The organism is Fictibacillus sp. NPDC058756, from assembly GCF_042746035.1.
Classification (GTDB): Bacteria; Bacillota; Bacilli; order Bacillales; family Fictibacillaceae; genus Fictibacillus.
In genome coordinates, this window is the sequence record NZ_JBHYPU010000001.1 from 40,889 (window position 1) to 64,198 (window position 23,310).

General features: G+C 40.4%; 19 protein-coding genes and 2 pseudogenes. 18 read left to right on the top strand and 3 right to left on the bottom strand.

Features of this window, described 5'->3' with window-relative positions:
* Positions 1–5: 5 nt before the first annotated feature.
* The 7 genes from walK to rlmH all read left to right on the top strand — a co-directional run bounded on the left by walK (position 6) and on the right by rlmH (position 7,133).
* Positions 6–1,841 (top strand): cell wall metabolism sensor histidine kinase WalK, encoded by a 1,836-nt coding sequence (walK, locus tag ACFW35_RS00225; protein WP_379836920.1) that lies wholly within the window; start codon positions 6–8, stop codon positions 1,839–1,841.
* Positions 1,838–3,247, top strand: a complete 1,410-nt coding sequence (locus ACFW35_RS00230) for a YycH family regulatory protein (protein ID WP_379842902.1) — start codon at positions 1,838–1,840, stop codon at positions 3,245–3,247. The genes walK and ACFW35_RS00230 overlap by 4 nt, the downstream gene beginning before the upstream one ends.
* On the top strand, positions 3,248–4,093 hold the full coding sequence (locus ACFW35_RS00235) for a two-component system regulatory protein YycI (protein ID WP_379842903.1): 846 nt from the start codon (positions 3,248–3,250) through the stop codon (positions 4,091–4,093). It abuts the gene before it with no gap.
* A gap of 16 nt (positions 4,094–4,109) precedes the next feature.
* Positions 4,110–4,907, top strand: coding sequence for an MBL fold metallo-hydrolase (locus tag ACFW35_RS00240; protein WP_379836914.1), 798 nt, complete (start codon positions 4,110–4,112; stop codon positions 4,905–4,907).
* A 157-nt stretch (positions 4,908–5,064) separates the two neighbouring features.
* Entirely contained in the window at positions 5,065–6,264 is a 1,200-nt protein-coding gene (locus ACFW35_RS00245) for a S1C family serine protease (protein ID WP_379842905.1), read from the top strand.
* Between the two features lie 143 nt (positions 6,265–6,407).
* A complete protein-coding gene (locus ACFW35_RS00250; RefSeq protein ID WP_379842906.1) occupies positions 6,408–6,572 on the top strand; it encodes a CxxH/CxxC protein in 165 nt (54 codons plus the stop codon).
* Between the two features lie 81 nt (positions 6,573–6,653).
* A complete protein-coding gene (gene rlmH / locus ACFW35_RS00255; protein ID WP_379842908.1) occupies positions 6,654–7,133 on the top strand; it encodes a 23S rRNA (pseudouridine(1915)-N(3))-methyltransferase RlmH in 480 nt (159 codons plus the stop codon).
* Between the two features lie 122 nt (positions 7,134–7,255).
* Here rlmH and ACFW35_RS00260 read toward each other — a convergent pair whose 3' ends face one another.
* The gene (locus ACFW35_RS00260; RefSeq protein WP_379842909.1) at positions 7,256–8,713 is read right to left on the bottom strand and encodes a S8 family serine peptidase; all 1,458 of its coding nucleotides are present in this window, start codon (positions 8,711–8,713) and stop codon (positions 7,256–7,258) included.
* Between the two features lie 412 nt (positions 8,714–9,125).
* Here ACFW35_RS00260 and ACFW35_RS00265 point away from each other — a divergent pair, with 412 nt between their 5' ends.
* The 11 genes and pseudogenes from ACFW35_RS00265 to ACFW35_RS00315 form a co-directional block, all read left to right on the top strand.
* Positions 9,126–10,223 carry an L-dopachrome tautomerase-related protein gene (locus tag ACFW35_RS00265; protein ID WP_379842911.1) on the top strand — a complete coding sequence of 366 codons (1,098 nt, stop codon included), beginning with the start codon at positions 9,126–9,128 and terminating at the stop codon, positions 10,221–10,223.
* A 560-nt stretch (positions 10,224–10,783) separates the two neighbouring features.
* Positions 10,784–11,551: a 3-hydroxyacyl-CoA dehydrogenase gene (locus tag ACFW35_RS00270; protein ID WP_379842913.1), complete on the top strand. Its 768-nt coding sequence runs from the start codon at positions 10,784–10,786 to the stop codon at positions 11,549–11,551.
* A 220-nt stretch (positions 11,552–11,771) separates the two neighbouring features.
* Positions 11,772–13,511 (top strand): sigma 54-interacting transcriptional regulator, encoded by a 1,740-nt coding sequence (locus ACFW35_RS00275; protein ID WP_379842914.1) that lies wholly within the window; start codon positions 11,772–11,774, stop codon positions 13,509–13,511.
* A 168-nt stretch (positions 13,512–13,679) separates the two neighbouring features.
* Positions 13,680–15,218, top strand: coding sequence for an acyl-CoA synthetase (locus ACFW35_RS00280; RefSeq protein ID WP_379842916.1), 1,539 nt, complete (start codon positions 13,680–13,682; stop codon positions 15,216–15,218).
* 37 nt (positions 15,219–15,255) lie between these two features.
* Complete coding sequence (locus tag ACFW35_RS00285; protein ID WP_379842917.1) at positions 15,256–16,401, top strand: acyl-CoA dehydrogenase family protein; 1,146 nt, start codon at positions 15,256–15,258, stop codon at positions 16,399–16,401.
* 34 nt (positions 16,402–16,435) lie between these two features.
* On the top strand, positions 16,436–17,575 hold the full coding sequence (locus tag ACFW35_RS00290; protein WP_379842919.1) for a thiolase family protein: 1,140 nt from the start codon (positions 16,436–16,438) through the stop codon (positions 17,573–17,575).
* Positions 17,576–17,767: 192 nt separating this feature from the next.
* Positions 17,768–19,342, top strand: coding sequence for a fatty acid--CoA ligase (locus tag ACFW35_RS00295; protein WP_379842921.1), 1,575 nt, complete (start codon positions 17,768–17,770; stop codon positions 19,340–19,342).
* Between the two features lie 2 nt (positions 19,343–19,344).
* The gene (locus ACFW35_RS00300) at positions 19,345–20,508 is read left to right on the top strand and encodes a CaiB/BaiF CoA transferase family protein (protein ID WP_379842922.1); all 1,164 of its coding nucleotides are present in this window, start codon (positions 19,345–19,347) and stop codon (positions 20,506–20,508) included.
* A gap of 506 nt (positions 20,509–21,014) precedes the next feature.
* The gene (locus tag ACFW35_RS00305) at positions 21,015–21,281 is read left to right on the top strand and encodes a hypothetical protein (protein WP_379842924.1); all 267 of its coding nucleotides are present in this window, start codon (positions 21,015–21,017) and stop codon (positions 21,279–21,281) included.
* Positions 21,282–21,361: 80 nt separating this feature from the next.
* A pseudogene (locus ACFW35_RS00310) lies at positions 21,362–21,465 on the top strand (alkylphosphonate utilization protein); the annotation flags it as partial.
* Positions 21,466–21,473: 8 nt separating this feature from the next.
* Positions 21,474–21,811: pseudogene (locus tag ACFW35_RS00315) on the top strand (SDR family oxidoreductase); the annotation flags it as partial.
* Positions 21,812–21,937: 126 nt separating this feature from the next.
* Here ACFW35_RS00315 and ACFW35_RS00320 read toward each other — a convergent pair.
* Together ACFW35_RS00320 and ACFW35_RS00325 are read right to left on the bottom strand one after the other, a co-directional pair.
* Positions 21,938–22,327, bottom strand: coding sequence for a VOC family protein (locus tag ACFW35_RS00320; RefSeq protein WP_379847336.1), 390 nt, complete (start codon positions 22,325–22,327; stop codon positions 21,938–21,940).
* Positions 22,328–22,384: 57 nt separating this feature from the next.
* Complete coding sequence (locus ACFW35_RS00325; protein WP_379842926.1) at positions 22,385–23,245, bottom strand: helix-turn-helix domain-containing protein; 861 nt, start codon at positions 23,243–23,245, stop codon at positions 22,385–22,387.
* Between the last annotated feature and the right edge of the window lie 65 nt (positions 23,246–23,310).

Sequence of the window (23,310 nt, forward strand, 5' to 3'; positions counted from 1 at the left end):
TCATCATGGATAAAGTCAATTTTTTTAAATCAATACATGTGAAATTTGTATTGATTTATGTTTTGCTCATATTAATAGCCATGCAGGTGATCAGCGTCTATTTTATTAACAATTTAGAGACTGACCTGCGGCAGAACTTCACAAAATCACTTTATGACAGAGTGAATTTGCTGGAGTTTAATATTGAGCAGAAAATGAAGGACGAAAAGAGCTACAAAGAGAAAAAAACTGAGGATGGAGAAACATCTGAAAAAACGCTTGAAGCTGATATTCAAGCGTTAATTGACGAGGAATTTGAAGAGAAAGAAGTTCAGGTTCTTAATAAAGAAGGTACTGTACTGGCAAGCAGCAATCCTAGATTACTAGGCCAGGTCAGCTTCAATCCTAAAATCAAACTGGCGCTTGAAGGGACAGTGGATGACGAGGTCATGCTGACTCCTGAAGGCGAGCGGGTTATGGTTCTTGCTAAGCCGATAAAAATAGATAATAACGGACCAACCATCGGTGCGATCTATTTGGAGGCATCAATTGAAAGCATTTTTAAACAAATACAAAGAATCAATAACATTTTAGTTACCGGTACTGTAATAGCCCTTATTATTACAGGACTTCTCGGTGTCTTTTTGGCGCGCACGATTACGCGTCCGATGGCAGACATGAGAAAACAGGCTCTCGTTATGGCAAGAGGCGACTTTTCCCGTAAAGTACAGCTCTACGGAGATGATGAGATCGGTCAGCTTGCGATGACGTTTAATAACCTGACGAAAAAGCTTCAGGAAGCGACAGCTATAACAGAGAGTGAAAGAAGAAAACTTCGTTCGGTCTTAACTTATATGACAGATGGAGTAATTGCAACCGACCGGGATGGAGCGATCATTCTAATGAATGACCGTGCGGAAGAAATGCTGAACATATCGAGACAGAATGCCCTTGGGACATCGCTAATGGAGTTATTGCGATTAAATACAAATTACACGTGGGAAGAGCTCTATAACGAATATGAATCCATGCTGCTGGATTTCAGTACAGATGATCTTCATTATGTCGTCCGAGCAAACTTTTCAACGATTCAAAAAGACGATGGGCCGATTAATGGTCTGATTTGTGTATTGCATGATGTTACGGAACAAGAACAAATTGATAATGAACGAAGAGAGTTCGTTTTTAACGTATCTCATGAATTAAGAACACCGCTTACTACGATGAGAAGCTATCTGGAAGCTCTTGCGGATGGGGCATGGCAGGATGACAACATCGCGCCACGCTTTTTAGAAGTGACCCAAAACGAAACAGAGCGTATGATCCGTCTTGTTACAGACTTGCTTCAGTTATCAAAAATGGACAGCAAAGACTATCGTTTTAATTTCCGTGAAATTGATTTAGTAGATTTCCTCGATGGTATTATTGAACGGTTTGAGATGCTTGAGAAGGAGAACATTGAACTGTCCCGTTCTCTCCCTGACGGGGTGATACCTGTTCAGTTAGATACAGATAAAATGACTCAGGTGCTAGATAATATCATTTCTAATGCCATGAAATACTCTCCTGAAGGCGGTACTATAACCGTTGCTGTTTCAATCACAGGAAGAAAAGTAAAAGTAAGTATTTCTGATCAAGGTGTAGGGATACCAAAAAACAATGTGTCTAAAATTTTCGATCGATTTTTCCGTGTCGACCGTGCTCGTTCCAGAGACCTTGGCGGTACAGGACTTGGTCTTGCGATCGCAAAAGAAATTGTTCTTGCACATGGCGGGGATATTTGGGCAGAAAGTGAATGGGGACAAGGAACGACGATACATTTTACTCTTCCTTTAAGAAAAGTTAGGGAGGGGCAGCGATGAATTGGTTAAAATGGATTACAAATACCAGAAAAATAATTACTCTTTTCCGTGAGAACTATGAACTTATCAAATCGGTTACACTAACTGCGCTTATTTTATTAAGCCTTGTACTAACTTGGAGTCTATGGACGTTTAAACCAAGCTATCCATTTTTAGAAGACGCGCGGACCGTAAAAAAACAAGAAGTAGATGATCCGGCGGAAATTCAAGACGTAGTCAATCCAACGCAAGTTATCTATCATAACGGGAGCAAGTTATATGGGGCAGAAGCCAATAATGTAATAGAAAAATTTCACAACACATTAAAAGAAACTAAGTTTATTATTGAACCCGGTACAAGAACTCTGCCGTATGATCCTGAAGACAAATTGATAAAAGAAACTGATCACCAATACATTGAAGTTATCTATCCTGTAGAAATGACACAAGAAATCTATAAAGAAGTATTCTCTTTTGAATCGGAAATTACGGCAAGCAAACCGCAATACGTCGACAGGATCTTTCTTTACAAAAGTGATTCTTCAGGCAGTATAGAAGGATATTTAGTATCCTATCAGTCAAAGAAGATGCAAAAGATTAAAGCTTCTAATAATGCGCTGCTTCCATTAATAAATGACATGGATGAAATGGTTGCCAATAGCAGTCTGGTTCCTTATCTTTCTTATGATATTGAACAGCGGAATGACGATGGCCAGAATGAAATTCAGCAAAGGTTCTACTTCCCGAAAAACAAGCTGGAACTTAACAAATATAACTATATTTCTAGAGCGACAAACGAAGACACGTATGAATTGTATAAGAAAGCCCTCTTTAAAGATCCACAAGCTGTAAAGAGTGCAACAAGCGATAATGAAATAACGTATGCGGATGGAACAGCAGCAATGGTCGTTAAAATCCTGCAAAATCGTTTTACGTATACAAATTTTGCTGGATCCGCAAATCCGAATACAACCCAAATCTCACCGCTCTTTCAATCGATAGACTATATTAATACTCATGCGGGCTGGGGAAATCCATATATTTTATCGAATATAGGTACCTATACAACTGACTTTTGGCTGTTTGTTGAAAACCTCCCTGTACTCGATCCAGACATACAAATGAGTTTAACTTGGTACGAAAACGAATTGCAGGAATATGAACGATCTTTAGTTCAGCTGGATTTAAGCGAGACGTCCATTCCTTCTTCATTAACAGAAGAAGTTACGATACAATCTGGAGACTCAGTTATAAATAAACTGAAAGAATCTGATTATAACACCAACTATATTAAGGACATTCGCATCGGATATACCATGAAAAAGCGTGAACCTCATATCTATATGCTTGAACCGCAGTGGTTTATCAATTATGACATAAAAGGCTGGGAGCCATTATTTAAAGAAGACAGAGAGGAAGGGTTTTAATTGGATTGGAAGAAAACAAAAAGCATCTTTATCCTTACCTTTCTTGTCTTGAACTTGTTTCTTGGTTACCAGCTCTACCAAAAGAACGATATAAACAATATTGCCTACCTTTCGGAGCAGCCTTTAGAAGAAAGGTTAGCGATCAATAAAATTTCATATCAGGATAAACTTCCAAAATACAAAGCTGAGCAGACCTTAATTAGTGCACAGCGCTATAAATTTACGGAAGAAGAGCAAGAACTAAGTTCAAAAAACATTTCACTTGATGAGGATGCCAGCACTGACATTACCCTTCACTATAAGCTGGAAGAACCTATTGATCTTCCTGAAAAGGATACAAAAGATCTAATTGATGAGTTAGGGAAATTCTTAGAAGAAAATGTTACTCGCGGCAAAGAATATAGATTTTATGAATGGGACAAGGAAGAAAAGATCATCTGGTTTAACCAGGTTTACTTAGAAAAGCCGATTTTTTATAATGCTGCTAATTTTGAAACCCCAAAAGGTTCAGAACTGGATTATGAAGCACCAAATGGCATGATTAAATTCAAGCTCGACGATAAGGGGAATTTAACGGAATTTACACAAACTTATTTAGGAATAATGCGTCAAGGTGCCTTCCAAGAAATCATTACTCCCAAAAAAGCATTAGGACGTTTATTGGATACTAGCCACTTGAAAAAAGGCCATAAAATTAAAAATATCAAACTAGGATACTACAGTCTTGTAGGTGTTGGGGATCTTCAGGTGTATGCACCAACCTGGCTGATAGAAACAGAGAACGGACAATATTTAGTCAATGCAACTGACAGTTCCATTCAAGTTTTATCTGAAAAAGAGGAGTAGAAAGGAACATGCGGTCATGAGTTTAAAATTCAGTGTTCTCGCCAGCGGGAGCTCGGGAAATGCAATTTACGTAGAAACAGAGAAAACAAGGCTGCTTGTTGATGCAGGACTCAGCGCTAAGCAGATACAAATTCTTTTTGAAAAAGCCGCTTGTGGAGAAGTGGGAGATATCGACGGCATTTTAGTCACTCATGAACACAGCGACCATATAAAAGGGCTGGGTGTCCTGGCCCGAAAATTTAAGCTTCCAATCTATGCAAATAAAAATACGTGGAACGCGATGAACGGATTAATTGGGGAAGTGAATACGGAACAGAAGTTTGAGTTTGAGATGGAAACGGTCAAAACGTTTAATGACCTTGAGGTAGAGTCATTTGGCGTGTCTCATGACGCCGCTGAGCCGATGTTCTATGTATTTCATCATAACGGCAGGAAACTCGCACTAATGACCGATACAGGCTATGTGAGCGACCGTATGAAAGGCATCATCCGCGACAGTCACTCTCTAGTTATCGAATCCAATCATGATATTAATATGCTGATGATGGGGAGATACCCATGGAATATTAAGCGCCGTATTCTAGGAGACCATGGACATATCTCTAACGAAGATTGCGGACATGCTCTAGCTGATGTAATTGGGGACGGCACTAAACATATATATTTAGCTCATCTAAGCAAAGATAATAACATGAAAGACATCGCACGACTTGCAGTTGAGCAAACATTGAAAACCCATGATATCTCGACTGGAGATCAAGTTATTTTACATGATACAGATGCCAGTCAGCCAACAAAGTTGGCAGTCGTTTAAATAACTTACTTGTTTAAAGTAAACCGTTTCAGGAAATAACAATAAGTGTGGGAAATTATGAAAAATAACCCAAAATGTCCATAATTTAAGGACTTATTACTTATAATGGGTTATGAATTCGAACACTTCATTGTTGAAAGGAACGGTGATGACTTACATGGGTTATTATGATGGAGATCAAGAATCCTCATCTCGACAAAAAGGAAACCGTGGAGGAAAGTTTCTACCAGCTTTGCTAGGAGCGATTCTGGGCGGTTTGCTTGTATTATTTACAGTGCCAGCATTGGGAGGTGCCGGTTTGCTTCCGGATAACCTGTATCCTTCAAATGAAGAGGAAAACGGTCTTGGTGCTGATGAAAATGCGATTGAGAGAAACGTGGATGTTGATCTTACTACGAACGTAACTGATGCAGTAGACAAAGCATCAGATGCAGTGGTAGAAGTGGTGAATATTCAGCAAACTGATTTTTGGAGCCAGCAGCCAGCCGGTAGTGGATCAGGAGTTATTTATAAAAAAGAAGGCGATAAAGCATACGTTGTAACGAACGACCATGTGGTAGCTGATGCAAGCCAGATCGAAATCACTTTAAGCAATGGAACGAAGCTTAAAGGGACACTTCGCGGTACAGATCCTTTAATGGACTTAGCGGTTGTAGAAATCGATGGAAGCAAGATAGAGGATGTAGCTGAGTTTGGTACATCTGGTGACTTAAAACGCGGGGAACCGGCAATTGCAATCGGAAACCCTCTAGGTAACTTTCCTGGTTCAGTCACTCAAGGAATTGTCTCAAGTGCTGACCGTTCTATTCCAGTTGACCTAGATCAAGACGGCAACCCTGACTGGCAGGCAGAAGTTATTCAGACTGATGCAGCGATTAACCCTGGAAACAGCGGTGGAGCGCTTATCAATATAGCGGGACAGGTAATTGGGATTAATTCATCAAAAATTGCTCAGCAGGAAGTAGAAGGAATAGGTTTTGCGATTCCGTCTGATGTAGCAAGACCCATTATTGAGGATCTTGAAAAGTATGGAGAAGTACGAAGACCATTCTTAGGAGTAAATATTATTCCACTTTCTCAAGTTAACACCTATCACCGTGAACAGACATTAAAGATTCCAGACAGTGTAAAAGGCGGCATCGTAGTCATGGAGATCACACCAACATCTCCTGCAGCACGAGCTGGCATAAAAGAAATGGATGTTATCGTTGAAATGGATGGCGAAAAGATCAATGATCCTATCGCACTTCGTAAATTCCTTTATACAAAGACTAAAATCGGCGAAGAAGTTGAAGTTGTTTTCTATCGAGATGGTAAAAAACAATCAGCTAAAGTTGAATTAGGTAAGCAAACATAAAAACAGGGGGAACTACCCCCTGTTTTTATTTTGAAGACAAAACGCTATATGTGGACAACTTTTTACATGTATGTCGTTTACAGAAGACGAAGAATTCGGTAGTGTAAGATAGAGAATTGTGGATAAGTAAGGAGAATAGTGAAATGAAGATTATTTGTTGCAAAGAGCATGCTGAGCTTGCGATTGACATCATTGTGGATGAATTTGAAACAGCACCAGTTGTCGAGTTACTAACAGGAAAAGGCGAGTTATCAACAGCATGTGAATATTGTGATGAACCAGGCGCATATAAAGTATCGAACATATGAACGCCTACAATATATGGGCTTAATTGTGCATATGTGGATAAGTTCTGGGGATAACTTATTGCGAAAAGGAGTTTTCAACAAGTGAATATATCAATTGTTTCTGTAGGGAAACTAAAGGAAAAATACTTAAAGCAGGGAATAGACGAATATTTAAAGAGACTTGTACCATACGCAAAGATAGATATTATAGAAGTTCCAGATGAAAAAGCACCTGAAACATTAAGTGACCAGGAAATGATCATGGTGAAAAATGCAGAAGGTGAACGGATTTTAGCAAAAATTGGACAAGATGTGCATGTCATTGCCATGGTGATAGAGGGAAAAGCAATATCTTCAGAAGATCTGGCGGAAAATCTAGATAAACTGGCAACGTACGGAAAGAGTAAAGTTGCTTTTGTAATTGGTGGTTCATTAGGCTTAAGTGAAGCAGTTATGAAGCGGGCGAATGAAAAGATCTCTTTTGGGAAGATTACTTATCCGCATCAGCTGATGAAACTGGTTTTGATCGAACAAATTTACCGGGCTTTCCGAATAAATAGAAATGAACCATATCATAAGTAAATGGGGTTTTTAAATCAAAATGTTCAGTAGATATAGTGAGTAGAATACACTTTAGAGTGAATATGAATGATAAAAATACAAAAGGAAAACCACTGAGATTAGTCTCAGTGGTCTGTTCTTTACTAATTATCATTCAACAAATAGTTATAAATATTGGCTTCGCCAGCTCCATAAAGTGGGTCTGCCCCGACTTTGCCCAAATCAATGGCGCTTTGTCTGATTGCTGCGGCTACTTGAGCAGGTGAGTACTCAGGATGAGCTGCTTTAATGACTCCAGCCACGCCAGCAACTTTTGGTGCTGCCATTGAAGTTCCGTGTAAATAAGAATATCCATGCCATTGTCCATCACTAAATTGGGTTGTAGCATTACCTCCGCCTACAGGATAAGAAGGATAAGTTGATAATGTACGATACGTAAAATCACGTTTATTTAAATAGTTGCCTTTTGGGTCTGCACGGAACAAACTGTCGTATAACGGACCGTTATCCCCACCAGGGCCAGCAACGTCAATAGCATTTCCATAATTAGAGTAGAATGCAATATGATCTGTTGACCACTCATTAGATGAAGAAACCGTAATAACTCCAGGAATTTGGGCTGGTACTACACGAGATGGGCCCTTAATGTCCAAACCATAAGTATCCTTCCAATAAGCTTGCATATCATGCAAATTGTTTAGATCTTTGGAATCATTCCCTGAAGATACAACCACTGTAACCCCTTTTTGGATAGCATACTGAATTGCACGGTGATAAGCTACCATTGAAGCGGAATCACCTTTTTCTCCAAGGTTATGAGCCATCCAACGCCAGCCCCCAATGGACATATTAATAACTTCAACGCCATCGTTTGCTGCAGCTACAATTGCATCAGTAATCCAAGATTGTTGTGCTCCTCCTGTTGCACCAAATACACGGTAAGCTCGGACTGTTAATTCTGGACCTACTCCCTTAACCTTTCCATTGGCGGCAATTGATCCAGCAACATGTGTTCCGTGACCATTTTTATCCCAGGCATCTTTTGTTCCAGGTACAAATGTTTTTGATCCAGCAAGATCAGCGTTATCCTTTAAATCTGGATGGCTGAAGTCAATTCCTGTATCAATGACGGCTACAACGGTATCACGGTTACCATCATTTAGCTCATAAGAATCGCCATCATGAGTCAAACGCTGCATATCCCATTGTTTATCCCAATAGCTGTCTGCATTTGGATCCAAAGTAATTTTGCCTCCATCTGGGTTACCAGGAGTAAAATTAACTTTGTTATCTGGATCGGTTTCTAAGTATGCTTCAAGTTCTCTTCCAACAGTCTGAATGTTAGTATCTTGTTTTATATTTGATAGGAAAGTTGGATCGGAGGATGCAACCTCAACAATTCCGATTTCATGTATAACTCTTTCAACATTCCCTCCTGCCTTCGAGATTGTTTCTGAGAAATTACCCGGCAGCTTCCCTTTATACGCTATTACATAATGTTCCTTCTCCGTTGCAGCCTTTGTTTGATTCGATTGGACCCCAACAATTAAAGAAAATGATAAAGCCGAACAAATAGATAGCACAGCTAGTTTCTTTTTCATTAACATTACTCCCTTATGTAAATTTAATGTGAATCACAAATTAATTCTAGTACAAGCTCTTCAAAAAATTTGTCGATTAATAAAAAGAAAATTAAAAATATTACGACAAAATAATTAATCTAATATTTGTGATGGCAGACCTAAATATCCCCAGAAAATTAAGAAGAGAAGCTTTACATGCTAGTTAACAAAATAAAAAACCTCATATTGTTTAGACACGGAGAACCGTACCATAAGTAAATGAGGTTCTTAAATAATTTCATTCTAGCGTTAATAAAACCAACCTTTTTATAATGGGAAGTTGAAACCCACAGCATCCATCACGATAGAAAAATTTATCAAGAACCAGGCACTACAAAAAATTTTTATCATATATAGTTGATATCCGTTCGGATTTGATGAGGAGGATATCATGCAACCTATATTACCTATGGAAAAATATTTTGGGCAGTTTGAACTGGTGCATGCTTTTTATGGGGCTATGCCTACAGGTGTCAGCGTTTCCGAAACCGGTCGTATTTTTGTTTGCTTTCCGAAATGGGGAGACGACGTTCAATTTACTGTAGCGGAAATTGTTGAGGGTGAATTGCAGCCTTATCCCAGTTTAGAAACCAATTTGGTTAATGTTGGTAATATTACAATGTCTTTCGTCAGTGTCCAAAGTATCGTTGCTGATGGAAGAGGAACACTTTGGGTACTAGATACAGGGGCACCAAATTTTTCTGAACCTATTCAAGGGGGAGCAAAATTAGTTGCTGTTGATTTAAGCACGAATACAATAAGAAGAGTATATACCTTTACAGAAGATGTTGTCTTGCCAACAACTTATCTGAATGATGTCCGTTTGGATTTTCGGGTTGGAAGAGCAGGCTATGCATATATAACGGATTCTTCTTCCAGAGGGCCAGGGGCTATTATCGTCGTAGATTTAGAAAATGGAGACGCGTTTAGACGGTTAAATGGGGCAATATCAACTTCACCTGATCCCTATTTTTTACCGAAAGTAGAAGGTGAAATTTTGATGAATCGAAACCCGGACGGCTCGACTTTCCCATTTAGATTGGCTTCCGATAGTTTAGCGATTTCTCCTGATGGAAAGGTTTTATTTTATGCTCCGCTAACCAGCCGACAACTGTTCTCAATCTCAACAGAAGCCCTAAGAGACAGAAGGATACAGGACATGAATTTATCCCAATATGTGCAGTATTGGGGAGAAAAAGGTGCGTCTGATGGAATGATCACTGGCATAAAGGGAACCGTTTATGCGGGAGACTATGAAAACAACAGTATCCGGAAGATATTGCCGAATGGCGCAATAGAAACCATCGCACATGACCCGAGAATTTTATGGCCGGATACTTTTTCGATTGGCCCCGATCAATACTTATATGTCATTGTGAATCAATTACATCGGCAGGCGAGATTTCATTATGGAAGAGATCTCCGGGAAAAACCATATAGTTTACTTCGTATGAGAATTGATGAATTCCCTGCTCCTACCTATTCATAATAATCTTAAACGAAGGTAGTATCCCTCATCAGGGAGCTGCCTTTTTTGTCAGTTAAAATTATTTTTTTGTAAAATTGTATATATTCCCGCAACCGCCCTATAATAAAGAGGCTTTTATCTGTTGATAATATAATTCTTTGGAGAGTCTATTGGATATATTTTATCACTTATTGAAAGTGATAGCAGGGAAAAAATTCAAAATAATGTAAATTCATGCATAAAATATAATAGATTTGAAATTCAACAAAACGTGTCTGACTATCTTTAAATTAAATCGAGGGAAAACACGGGAACGTATTAATTCTTGGTTTTTAAAGGAAGAAGTAGAACCGTCACCATGCTTCATTTGGTAAGATCACGTATTTTCATCAGCTGATGAGCTTGTGCCGGTTGAGCAGATTTATTGGGAGGGGCTTTTCACAAGTGATTAAATATCATGATGTGCAAATTCTGACCAGAATTAAAACAATATGTACACATAGCAGACATTAAAGCAGGGCATATCCCTGTTTATTTGTTGGCATAAATCTTGCATCTCTTCACAAGCGGGAGGGATGATGATGAATATTCAAGAGTCTAAAGCGCTTGTAACAGGCGGGGCTTCAGGTCTTGGTGAGGCAACGGTAAGGAAGATTGTTGAAAACGGAGGTCAGGCTGTGATTCTCGACCTTTCTGTGGAACAGGGGGATCGGCTTGTTAAAGAACTTGGTTCATCTGTTTCTTTTGTTAAAACAGATGTAACGAGTGAAGAGGAAGTCAAGGCAGCCGTTGCTTCAGCAGTAAATCGAATGGGTTCCGTTAATACAGTTGTCAATTGTGCCGGCATTGGTATAGCTGAAAAAGTGTTTGGAAAAAAGGGAACGCATAGTTTGGATCTTTTCACCAAAGTAATTTCCGTTAATCTGATTGGTACGTTTAACGTATGCCGTCTGGCAGCTGAGAGTGTGGTTAAAAATGTGGAAAATGCGGCAGGTGAAAGAGGCGTAATTATTAATACGGCTTCTGTTGCAGCATTTGAGGGGCAAATCGGCCAGGCTGCATACAGCGCTTCAAAAGGCGGAGTGGTTGGAATGACACTTCCTCTTGCAAGGGAGTTTGCTAGATTTGGTGTACGTGTGATGACAATTGCTCCGGGACTTTTCCATACACCGATGTTTGAAATGCTTCCGGAAGAAGCACGGGAAGCACTTGGAAAAATGGTTCCGTTCCCGTCCAGGCTCGGTCTTCCAGAAGAGTATGCGCAGCTTGTACAAAGCATTGTTGAGAATACGATGCTGAATGGAGAAACAATACGTCTCGATGGAGCTATACGAATGCAGCCTAAATAACAAAGCGCTAAAAATGGGACTATTTTAAGAAAAAGCTGACTCAAAAAGTACATTTTTAATGTATTTTTTGGCGTCGGCTTTTTTTATGGACCCGCAATTATCCTAACCGGACGGGGGACCTACTGAAACCAATTATTTTCTCCACTTATTTATGTTAGAAAATTCAAAAAACGATACGAAAACTGTTAAGATAAGAATAGAGTGAAATGGAGGTGGATGAATGGAACTTAGAGAGATCATGACGGAAATGGACTTTGTGGTCACAGAGGAAATGTCTATGAATAAAGCGATGGAGCTGATGTATCAAAAAAAGTGGAACTTACTTCCTGTGACAGATGAGAAAAGACTGCCGGTTGGCGTTTTTACAAGGAGCAGTCTTTACCGGATGATTTCTGATGGCTGCCCATTATCAACATCTATTGAAAAGTACATAAATCGTCATGTCGAAACAATTGAAATTCATACACCATTTGAACAAATTGAGACGAGAGTAAAATCAAGCAAGGTTGGGACCGGGGTTGTTCTGAATGATGATGGGACAGTAGCTGGCATTTTAACCAAAACGGATATGGTGATGTCTCTGTTTAAATCGGTTAATTCCTTGCAGACGGTTAAAGCACTCAAAAAAACACTGGAAACGACACTTAAGTATGCGTATGACGGTATTATTATGGCGGACGAAAAGGAGCGGATTCAAATGGTAAGTCCGCCTTTTTTAGATTTGTTCAACCTTCAGGAAGACGAATTATTAAATAAACCCGTTGATAAAGTTTTGCCGAAGATTGATCTTAAAAACGTGTATAAAACACAGACAGCAGAAGTCAGCGATATGATGGAGATCAACGGTATCAACTATATCGTCCAGCGGATACCTATCCTAGAAGATGGAAAGGTTATTGGCGCGATTGGAAAAGTCATGTTCAGGCAGCTGAATGAAGTCAGCGAACTGTTTAAAAAGCTGCAGCGGGCTGAAAGCAAAGCAAGCTTTTATCACCAGCAGTACAATGAGGCAGAATCTGCCCGATTTACATGGGAGCATATATGGAGTGTCAATACGTATATGGAAAAGCTAAAGTCAAGTGCTGCAAAAGCTGCCAAAGGCCGTTCTACCGTCTTAATAAGGGGAGAAAGCGGAACAGGCAAGGAGCTTTTTGCCCATGCCCTTCATAACAGCAGTGCGAGAAGCAAAGGAAAGTTTGTCATTGTAAACTGTGCTGCGATACCAGAAGAACTGCTAGAATCGGAGTTTTTTGGATATGAGGAAGGCGCTTTTACTGGTGCCAGACAAAAGGGGAAGATCGGAAAATTCGACCTTGCAAACGGGGGGACTCTTTTTCTCGATGAGATAGGTGACATGTCTGTTGCACTTCAGGCGAAGCTGTTAAGGGTGCTGCAGGAGCGGGAGTTTTACCGGGTTGGCGGGACGAAGAAGATCCATGTTGATGTAAGGATTGTTGCAGCAACGAACCGTGATCTCGAGGAAATGGTGAAGAACGGGACATTTAGAGAAGACTTGTATTACCGTTTGAATGTGATTTCACTTCAAGTGCCACCGCTCAGGGAAAGACGTGAAGATATTCCTTATTTAACACAAAAACTGACTGAAGAACTTAACAAAATGCTGGGTACAACTATAACCGGGATGGAGAAGGATACTAAGGACGCGCTCTTCCATTATCATTGGCCAGGTAATGTACGGGAATTAAAGAATATCCTAGAGCGAGCCATGACCTTTGCCGAGCATGGAAAGATTCAGCTTGAGGACCTGCCGGATTATATGTTAAAAGCACTGCCTGAAAAAAGACAAGATCGATCGATTTCACTGGTTGAAAATGCAGAGCTTGAAACGATTAAAAAAGCGCTCTCTGAGATGAATGGAAACAAAGCCAAGGCTGCTAGAATGCTAGGGATTAGCCGATCAGGTTTATACGAAAAAATTAGAAAATATCAGCTTCAATAAGTGTTTTAAAGTGTCCATATTCGGGACACTTTTTTTATTTGCCTGTCAAACTATCAAACAATGTAATCCTGATAAACGTACAGCTTTTAATTATCTTGGTTTATCTTCATGTTGGCATAAATATTGCATATGAACTAATGAACGAATGAATAGTGAGGAGGAAGGCACATGCATATTGGCGGTTTTCTGGCTCAGAACGCACGAAATTTTCCTGAAAGGTTTGCGGTTGATTGTGAAGGACGAACCTACACGTATGGAGAACTGAACAGGGCTGTAAACAGGCTGGCAAATGGATTAATTAGCCTAGGTGTTAAAAAAGGAGAGAAAGTTGCTCTTTTCATGAAGAATTCCGATTACTTTATGATTTCCTTTTTTGCCATCGCGAAGATTGGTGCCGTTGTGGTGCCGGTGAACTATAGGCTGACGCCTGATGAAGTTCAGTATATATTCACTCAGTCCGATGCTGTCCTCGTATTGTGTGACAGTGAATTTGAAGACACTGTATACAAAGCAAGAAATGGAACAGACGTCCAAGCCATTATTTTCGGAAACACTGCTGGCCAAGGTAATCTCCTGTATAACAACATTCTTTCCCACAATGAAAACGAGCCGGAAATAGAAATTTTTGACCAGGATAATCTCGAAATCCTATATACATCAGGGACGACAGGACGGCCAAAAGGTGCCCTGTTCGATCATAACAAGATTTTCAAAGTAAGCCTGACCATGCTCGTTAATATGGAGCTGAAAAAGGATGAACGCTTCCTACACCTAGCCCCTCTTTTTCACTCAGCCCAGCTGAATTTATTTATGATCGCAGGCGTTATACTTGGCGGCAGGCACTATATCCATCGTGATTTTCATCCTGTAAAAGCGCTTCAAGCTATCCAGGAACACAAAATAACACATCTGTTTGCTGTTCCTGCTATGTATAATTTCATGCTGCAAGTACCAAATATAACGGAATATGATCTGTCATCGATCAGGCGCTGCGGTTATGGAGCTGCTCCAATGCCGCCTGAACTTGTCCGCAAGAGCATCACAGCTTTTAAAACAGACCAGTTTTATAATCTGTGCGGACTGACAGAAGCGGGACCAGGAGGCATTTTTCTTGATCCAGAAGGGCATGAGCTTCATCTGGGAAAGAGCGGCAAGGCCGGATTCCTTACAGAAGCGCGCGTAGTTTATGAAAACGGTGAGGATGTAAGTCCCGGTACTGTTGGGGAGTTCATCCTACGAGGTGAAACGATCATGAAGGAATATTATAAGAAGCCTGAAGAGACGAAAGCAGCTCTAAAGAATGGCTGGCTCTATACGGGTGATCTGGCGACGATGGACGAAGAAGGATACATTACGCTTGTCGACCGGAAAAAAGACATGATCATTTCTGGTGGAGAAAATGTGTATTCAGCAGAGGTTGAAGTGATTCTGTATGAGCATCCTGCTATTCTTGATGCTGCCATCATCGGTTTACCGGATGAAGTGTGGGGAGAAGCCGTAACAGCTGTTGTAGTTCTGAAGGAAGGTGCTCTTTTAGATGTGCAGGAACTGATTATCTTCTGCCGTCAAAAGCTTGCCGGCTATAAAGTGCCGCGGCGAATATTTATCGAAAAGCAGCTTCCTCGCAATGCTTCCGGAAAAATTCTGAAATACCAGCTTCGTCAAAAAATGAATGCCCTTACTAATGAAGAGCATAGTGTGAAGTAATAACCTAAATAACATCAATGGAAAGAGGTTGCAGAAAATGAAGCGTTCTTTTTTGAATGATGATCATGAGATGTTTCGTAAATCATTAAGAAAGTTTTTAGAAAAAGAGGCTTATCCTTATTATGATCAATGGGAAAAAGATCGGATAATCCCCCGTTCTTTTTGGACCAAAATGGGCGATCAAGGCTTTCTTTGCCCGGATATTGAAGAAAAATATGGCGGGAGCGGTGTTGACTGGGGTTTTGCTGCTGTCATTAGTGAAGAGCTCGAGCGAGTAGGCTCAGGTCTAATTGGAATCGGGCTTCATAATGATATTGTCGTACCATATATCACAGCCTACGGTACAGAAGAGCAAAAACAACGCTGGCTGCCGCGCTGTGTGACAGGAGAAATCATCACTGCGATTGCCATGACTGAGCCCGGAACAGGGTCTGATCTTGCGGGTATCAAAACAACTGCAAAGCTTGAAGGCAGCCACTACATCATTAACGGACAAAAGACATTTATAACGAATGGAATCCATGCAGATCTGGTCATTGTAGCTTGTAAAACAGACCTTCATGCAAAACCAAAACATAAGGGCGTCAGCTTATTTGTAGTTGAAAGAGATACTCCCGGGTTTACAAGGGGAAGGAAACTGGATAAGGTCGGTCTTCATTGTCAGGATACAGCAGAACTTATTTTCGAGGGCTGCCGCGTTCATAAAGATAACCTTCTTGGTGAAGAAGGAAAAGGTTTCACATATTTGATGGAAAAACTGCAGCAGGAAAGGCTTGTAGTGGCGATAGGCGCACAGGCAGCAGCTGAGGAAATGTTTAAGCAGACCCTCAATTATGTAAAGAGCAGAGAGGCTTTTGGCCGTCCTGTCAGTCAGTTTCAAAATACACAGTTCAAGCTGGCAGAGATGGCAACAGATATTGAGATGGGCAGGGCATTCCTTGATGCGCTTATCGCCGAGCATATGGCTGGCGAAAATATCGTAACAAAGGTGTCGATGGCTAAATGGAAGCTTACCGATACAGCAAAGCGGATTGCGGGGGAATGCATGCAGCTGCACGGCGGCTATGGGTATATGGAAGAATACGAGATTGCCAGAAGATACAGAGACATTCCGGTCGCAAGCATTTATGCTGGTACAAACGAAATTATGAAAGTCATTATTGCTAAAAACTTAGGTTTATAGAACGTTTTACACATAGAAAAGTGAGGGAGAAGAGATGAGAGAAGCTGTAATTGTAGAAGGAATAAGAACAGCAGTTGGAAGAAGAAATGGCGGTCTGAAGGATATCCGCCCGGATGATCTGGCAGCTATTGTTCTAAAGGAACTGGTAGATCGAACAGGCATAGATGCACATTTAATAGAAGATGTCATCTTAGGATGTGTCACTCAAGCAGGTGAACAGGCGGGAGATATTGCAAGAGTGTCCGCACTGATTGCGGGTCTGCCGATCGAGGTTCCTGGTACAACGATTGACCGCCAATGCGGTTCGAGTCAGCAGGCTGTACATTTTGCAGCACAAGCGATTCTGTCCGGGGATATGGATGTTGTGATCGCAGGCGGTGTTGAGAGCATGTCCCGTGTGCCAATGGGATCGAATTATCAGGGAACGGGTTTCAGTCCGGCTCTAAAGGAACGTTATGAAGTGATTCATCAGGGATTGTCGGCGGAACGAATCGCTGTAAAATACGAGTTTACGAGAGAAGATCTCGACCGCTATTCACTCGAAAGTCATAAAAAAGCACTTCGTGCGCAAGCTGAAGGCTATTTTAACAGGGAGATCGTTCCTGTACAGCTTTCAGATGGAACGGTGTTTTCCAAGGATTCTGGACCGCGCGAGGAAACATCACTTGAAGCATTGGAAAGCTTGAAACCAGCTTTTATAGAAAATGGCGTCATCCATGCCGGAAATGCAAGCCAGATCAGTGATGGAGCTGCCGCTATGCTCTTAATGAGCCGGGAAAAAGCAGAAGAACTCGGGCTTAAACCCCGGTTTAAAGTCCATACCCGTGTTGTGGTTGGATCGGATCCAACTCTCATGCTGACAGGTCCGATTCCAGCAACACAAAAAGCATTGGAAAAATCAGGTCTTACCATTGATGACATTGATATTTTTGAAGTGAATGAAGCCTTTGCATCTGTCACACTTGCGTGGTTAAAAGAGACAGGTGCCAATCCTAAGAAGCTCAACCCGAATGGCGGTGCGATTGCACTAGGGCACCCACTCGGCGGAAGTGGTGCCCGCTTAATGGTTACGTTAATGCATGAGCTTGAAAGGACTGGAGGAAGGTATGGGCTGCAAACGATGTGTGAAGGGCACGGAATGGCGAATGCCACAATTATAGAAAGGCTTGATTAGCTTAAAGGGTTAATTTCAGCAGTGATGGATTTTATGCAAGGTAATTCGATTTTTATGAACAGTAATTTGAATTTTATCAACGGTAAAAATAAATTCATAGAAAGGAGGAAATCAACGACTTTCAAGAGCAACAATGTTTGCGAAAACGGCCTTTAGAAATAAGCTGAATCTAATGATAACGGAGGGATTAAGATGGGGACAACAATTGGCAGAATATTTGATTTGACCGTGCAAAAGTTTCCAAACAAAGAGGCGATTTATGATGTCAGGAAGAATCAGCGCTTATCCTACAGCGAATGGAACGTCCAGGTAAATAAACTGGCCAATGCACTCATGAAAGAAGGAGTGACAAAGGGTGACCGAGTTTCAACCTTTTTATTCAATACGGAAGAACTCGCTACTGCATTCCTTGCCTGCACAAAAATCGGGGCTGTCTTCAACCCCATCAATTTCCGTCTGACGGCTGAAGAAGTGGCGTTTATCCTTCATGATGCAGCCCCTAAGGTTGTACTCTTTGAAAAAGCTCTTGAGCCAACAGTAACTAGTATCAAGGATCGATTTACGAGAGCTTTATTTTGGCAGATTGACGGAGAGTGTCCTGAATATGCCGCGAGCTATCATGAAAAAGTGTCGGGAGCCTCTTCAGAGCTGGCAGAATTACCTGTAGATGAAAATGACCTGTACGCCATCATGTATACCAGCGGGACGACGGGAAGACCTAAAGGGGTGCTCCACTCCCACCGTGAAATTGCAGAACAAAGTTTAATCGTTATAGGTGCAACGAAGCTTGATTCTTCTGATGCAGGACTTGTAACGGCGCCCATGTTTCATTGTGCGGAACTCCATTGCGCATTTTTACCAAGAATACATGTCGGAGCAAGCAATGTCATTCTTCATCAGTTTGATCCCAAAAAGGTGCTTAGCTTGATTGAAGAAGAGAAAATCACGAAATTTTTTGCAGCGCCCACCATGTGGAATATGCTCCTTCAAGAAGATTTGCAACAATTTGATATATCGAGTTTAAAGACCGGTTTGTATGGGGCTGCGCCAATGGCTCCTTCCCTTGTCCATGCTTGCCACGAACGACTAGGTCTAACGCTCGTCCAAGCATATGGAATGACCGAGATGGGTCCTGCTATTACGTTTCTTGGTGAACAAGATCAGCTCACAAAAGCCGGATCGGCAGGACAGGCATGTCTTAATCATGAGATTCGCATTGTCCGCCCGAATGAAAATGGACCGTCTGACCCTGATGATGTTATGCCGCCTGGAGAAACCGGTGAGATCCTTGTCAAAGGTCCTTGCATGATGTCCGGTTACTTTCAAAGGGAAGAGGCGACGGAAAAGGCTTTATATAAGGGATGGTATCATTCAGGCGATATCGGCTACCTAGATGAAGAAGGGTACTTGTGGGTAAAGGACCGAGTTGATGACATGATTATTTCCGGCGGTGAAAACATATATCCAAGAGAGGTTGAAGATGTTCTTCATGCTCATAAAGGTGTGCTTGATGCCGCTGTTGTCGGGCAGCCGGATGACCGCTGGGGCGAAACGGTAACAGCTTTTGTTGTAAAGAAGGATCATGATGTAACAGAAGAAGAGCTTGATGAATGGTGTAAAAGCAGTGACCAAATCGCCAATTATAAACGTCCGCGTAAGTACATTTTCTGTGAAGCTCTCCCAAGAAACGCGAGCGGCAAAATTCAAAAATTCGTACTACGTAAACAATTAGAGGATCTGTTCATAACGAACAGGGGAGCATTGTAAGAATGCTGAAGGAAAGAACAGAACATCTTTCAAGCAAGCTGCTGGAAGGTGTGCGGGTTATTGATTTCAGTCAGTATTTACCCGGACCGTTCGCCACATTAAGGCTTACAGAAATGGGGGCAGAAGTCATTAAGGTGGAATCTCCATCAGGCGACCCTGCCCGTACTACAGGTCCAAAAAGTAATGGAGAAGGAATTGGATTTAAGGCAAATAACCGGGGGAAAAAGGGTATCACATTGAACCTGAAACATGCATCAGGGAGGGAAATAGCCCTTCGTCTTGTAAAAGAAGCGGATGTACTTATTGAAAGTTTCCGTCCTGGCAAAATGGCAAAACTCGGTCTCAGTTTTGAAGAAGTATCCAAAGTAAATCCGAAAATCATCTACTGTTCCATATCTGGATATGGACAGGACGGCATTTTAAGCACTCTTGGCAGCCATGATATCAATTACATGGCACTCAGCGGGGCACTCGCTCAGCTTAAGGATGATAATGGCCGTCCAATCCACCCATCTAATACGTTTGCAGACTTTATTGGAGGGATGGCAGCCAACGAAGGGATTTTAGCAGGACTCGTTTCCCGATCAATAACAGGCAAGGGGAGCTATCATTCTATCTCCATCACTGAGGTCATGGCTTCCTTTATGGTCAATCATGTTTTGATAGAAAAGGAAACCGGAACAAGAAACGGGTTCGGTGTATTAAACGGTAGTATTGTTTCTTATGCACTGTATGAGACAAAGAACGGCCGTTTTGTAAGTCTAGGAGCACTGGAATCAAAGTTCTGGAACAACTTTTGCCTGGGAGTAGATCGTCCGGATTGGATACCGCTGCAGTTTTCAAGAACTACGACAGACTGTTCTATCTATAAGAAAATGATAGAACTCTTTAAGAGCAGAACAATGGATGAGTGGAGTAAGTTCGGTATGGATACGGACTGCTGTCTTACTCCTGTTCTTGAGGGACACGAACTCGCTAAGCACCCGTATTTTTTAGAAAAAGAAGCCGTGCATGCAGGCGGTCAGGTTAAGATGCACAGCGGGCTGAGAACAGAAGATCTGCCGTCTGCACCAGAAAAGGGAGAACATACTGACGAAGTACTTAAAAAGTTGCTTCATATAACTGAAAGTGAGCTTTTGGCATGGAGAAGTGCGGGTATTATATAAACAGGCTCTAAACAATATCATTAATATTTGTTACTTTAACCGTATCTTTGAAGGATACGGTTATTTTTATTAAATTTTCAAATCCACTAAACTAATAATATAGACATGTCTATCATCACCACGATAAACCCTATTAAAACCAGCCTTATCGAGTAAAATCACACTGCTAATGTTTAAAAATTATTTGTTACTATGAATCGTTTTCGTATAAAAAGAGTTACTTCGGTTTGTTTAAGTACGTCATTAAAACTCTTATTTAAATTGATATTCTATATATTTCAGATGAAAAAATGTAAAGGAGATATGCGGATGGCATCTAATATTCTGCTGTAAAATGCAACAATTGCGGGCGTTCGGCTATTGAGGACTTTTATTATAAAACGGATGAAAAGGTTACCTATTGCAGACGTTGCGGATATAATTATTCCATAAAAATCATTCGTGAAACAGCAAATCATAGGGAATATAAAGAAGATGAGAGAAAGGGTTATGGTGTCTTGTTTTTAGTGAAAAAAGATAATACAAGTCAAATGCAGTTATTTAATTCGACTGTGACAGAAAAACAAATTGAGGAAAACAAAAACATTTTTATGAAAGAGGATACTGATAAAGACAGAAGCTATTTTGTTACTTTTCATAATGGTGTTTTCAATGTTATATCGGGAACTCCGCCAGAGAATTTTCATTTGCCTTTTGAGGAATATAAAGAAAAAATGCGTAAAAAATATGGAGATTTTGAGTACTTTGATGTATTAGTTCCAATAGAAGATTGATTTGTAATAATACACTTAATGTTAGGCAGTTAGCAGTGAAACATATGGTAAAATTACTCATGAATAATGGAGGGATGATAGTGTCTAACTTGCCTAACTGCCCAATATGCAATTCAGAATATACATACGAGGATGGAATTTTGTTGTTTGTCCTGAATGCGCACATGAATGGACTTTAGAAACGAATCATAATTTGCTGGAAAAGCGGCTTACAATAGTGCAAAACATGGCGTTATCGGTCTTGCTAAGGTTGCAGCACTAGAATCAGCTGCAGAGGGTGTTACAGTTAACGCACTATGCCCTGGTTATGTAGATACTCCTCTTGTTCGCGGTCAGTTAGAAGACTTGGCTAAAACTAGAAATGTATCCTTAGATAAAGTGCTCGAAGAAGTAATTTATCCGTTGGTTCCGCAAAAACGTCTTATGGAAGTAAGCGAAATTGCAACTATGCAATGTTCTTATCAAGTGACAAAGCGAAAAGCGTTACTGGACAAGCGATCGTTATCGATGGTGGATATACAGCTCAATAAATAATAAATGATAAAAACCTTAGCTTATAAAAGCTAAGGTTTTTATGTCTTGTTTTATTAGGGAATCTGCCGGCACTCTGGCTAGAATACGGGCTGGAAAGAACTCCCGTGGAGATGAGCAGACTCTTAGCTGTAACTATAAATCTCAACTTCACTCATCAACCCATGTGTATTGCCTTCAGAATCTTTAAAGAATACCATCCATGATTCGGTATTTTTCATTTTTGCCACGACATGAGGTGAATCTATAAAAGTTACACCTTTTTCTTTAAGGCTTTCATACGCTTGTTTGATGTGTTCCACTTGAAAATAAATGACAGAGCTAGAATGGGCAAACTCCTCTTTCTCAGGAAGACTTAAAAGAATTCTAATCCCCTTACAATCGAAAAATGCCATTGATTCTGTCCGAAATAATAGTTTTAGACCTAAGATATCCTCATAAAAATGAATAGAACGTTCTATATCATGAACCGGCACTGCAATCTGTCCAACTTTTTGAATACGATCAGTTTGAATAGTCATTAATAACCTCTCCTTCATTGTTTTCTCCTTCATGATAAGCAATTATAAAAATTAATTCTTATCCAATATCACCTTTTTTCGATATTGAAGGGGAGAGAGGCCAACATGCTGTTTGAACAATTTACTAAATGAAACAGGATTTTTCAAACCAATTTCAAACGTAATATCCGTAATCGAGTATTCTAGATTCTTTAACAGAGAAATCGATTTAGCCATTCTTAACTCTGTGATGTGCTGAAAAGGTGTTTTCTTAAAGATCGTTGAGTAATTTCTTAAAAGATGATTAGGTGATAAGCATGCCACTGCCGCAATCTCCTCCAATGAGATCTGTTTATCATAAAATGCTCTAATATATTCATGGGCAATGTTAATTCTCTTATAAATTTCTTCACGAGTAGACATACGAATGGCATCTAACATATCGACTTCACGTAAAGTCTTTATTTGATCCCTTAGGATAGATTGCATAACAAGATGAAAATATTCATCCAGCAAGGCTGAATCATTTTTGTATTCGCTAGCTCTATGTTTTAAATGATTCAGTTGGTAAGCGAGCGTTTTCCTTTTTTGATATGTTTTATCAAAAAAGGAAGCAGGAGTACTTGTTTTAAATGGATCATCTAATAATCGGCTCGAAGAATCTGACATATTTCGTAAAACATCCCCTGCAAATTCCTCTTGAAAAAAAACACAAAAAGATTCAACATCATTGTATTGGTCAATTGTGATGGTATATGGGCCTTCATTAAGGAGTAGATAACTGCCTTCTTCTACAGCAAAGTAACCTTTATTTGTTTTGTAATGAGCTTTGCCGAATGAAAAGGTTTTAATAGAGAGAAGCCCATTACCTTCCCAATGAAATTGATTACTCTTTGCATGGAGTATGTAGTTCGATGCATTATTATCAGCCATTTTAATTTCCCCTAAATAGAGTTTTGTAAGGAAAATTATACCTTATACATGTTAGGTATAAGGTG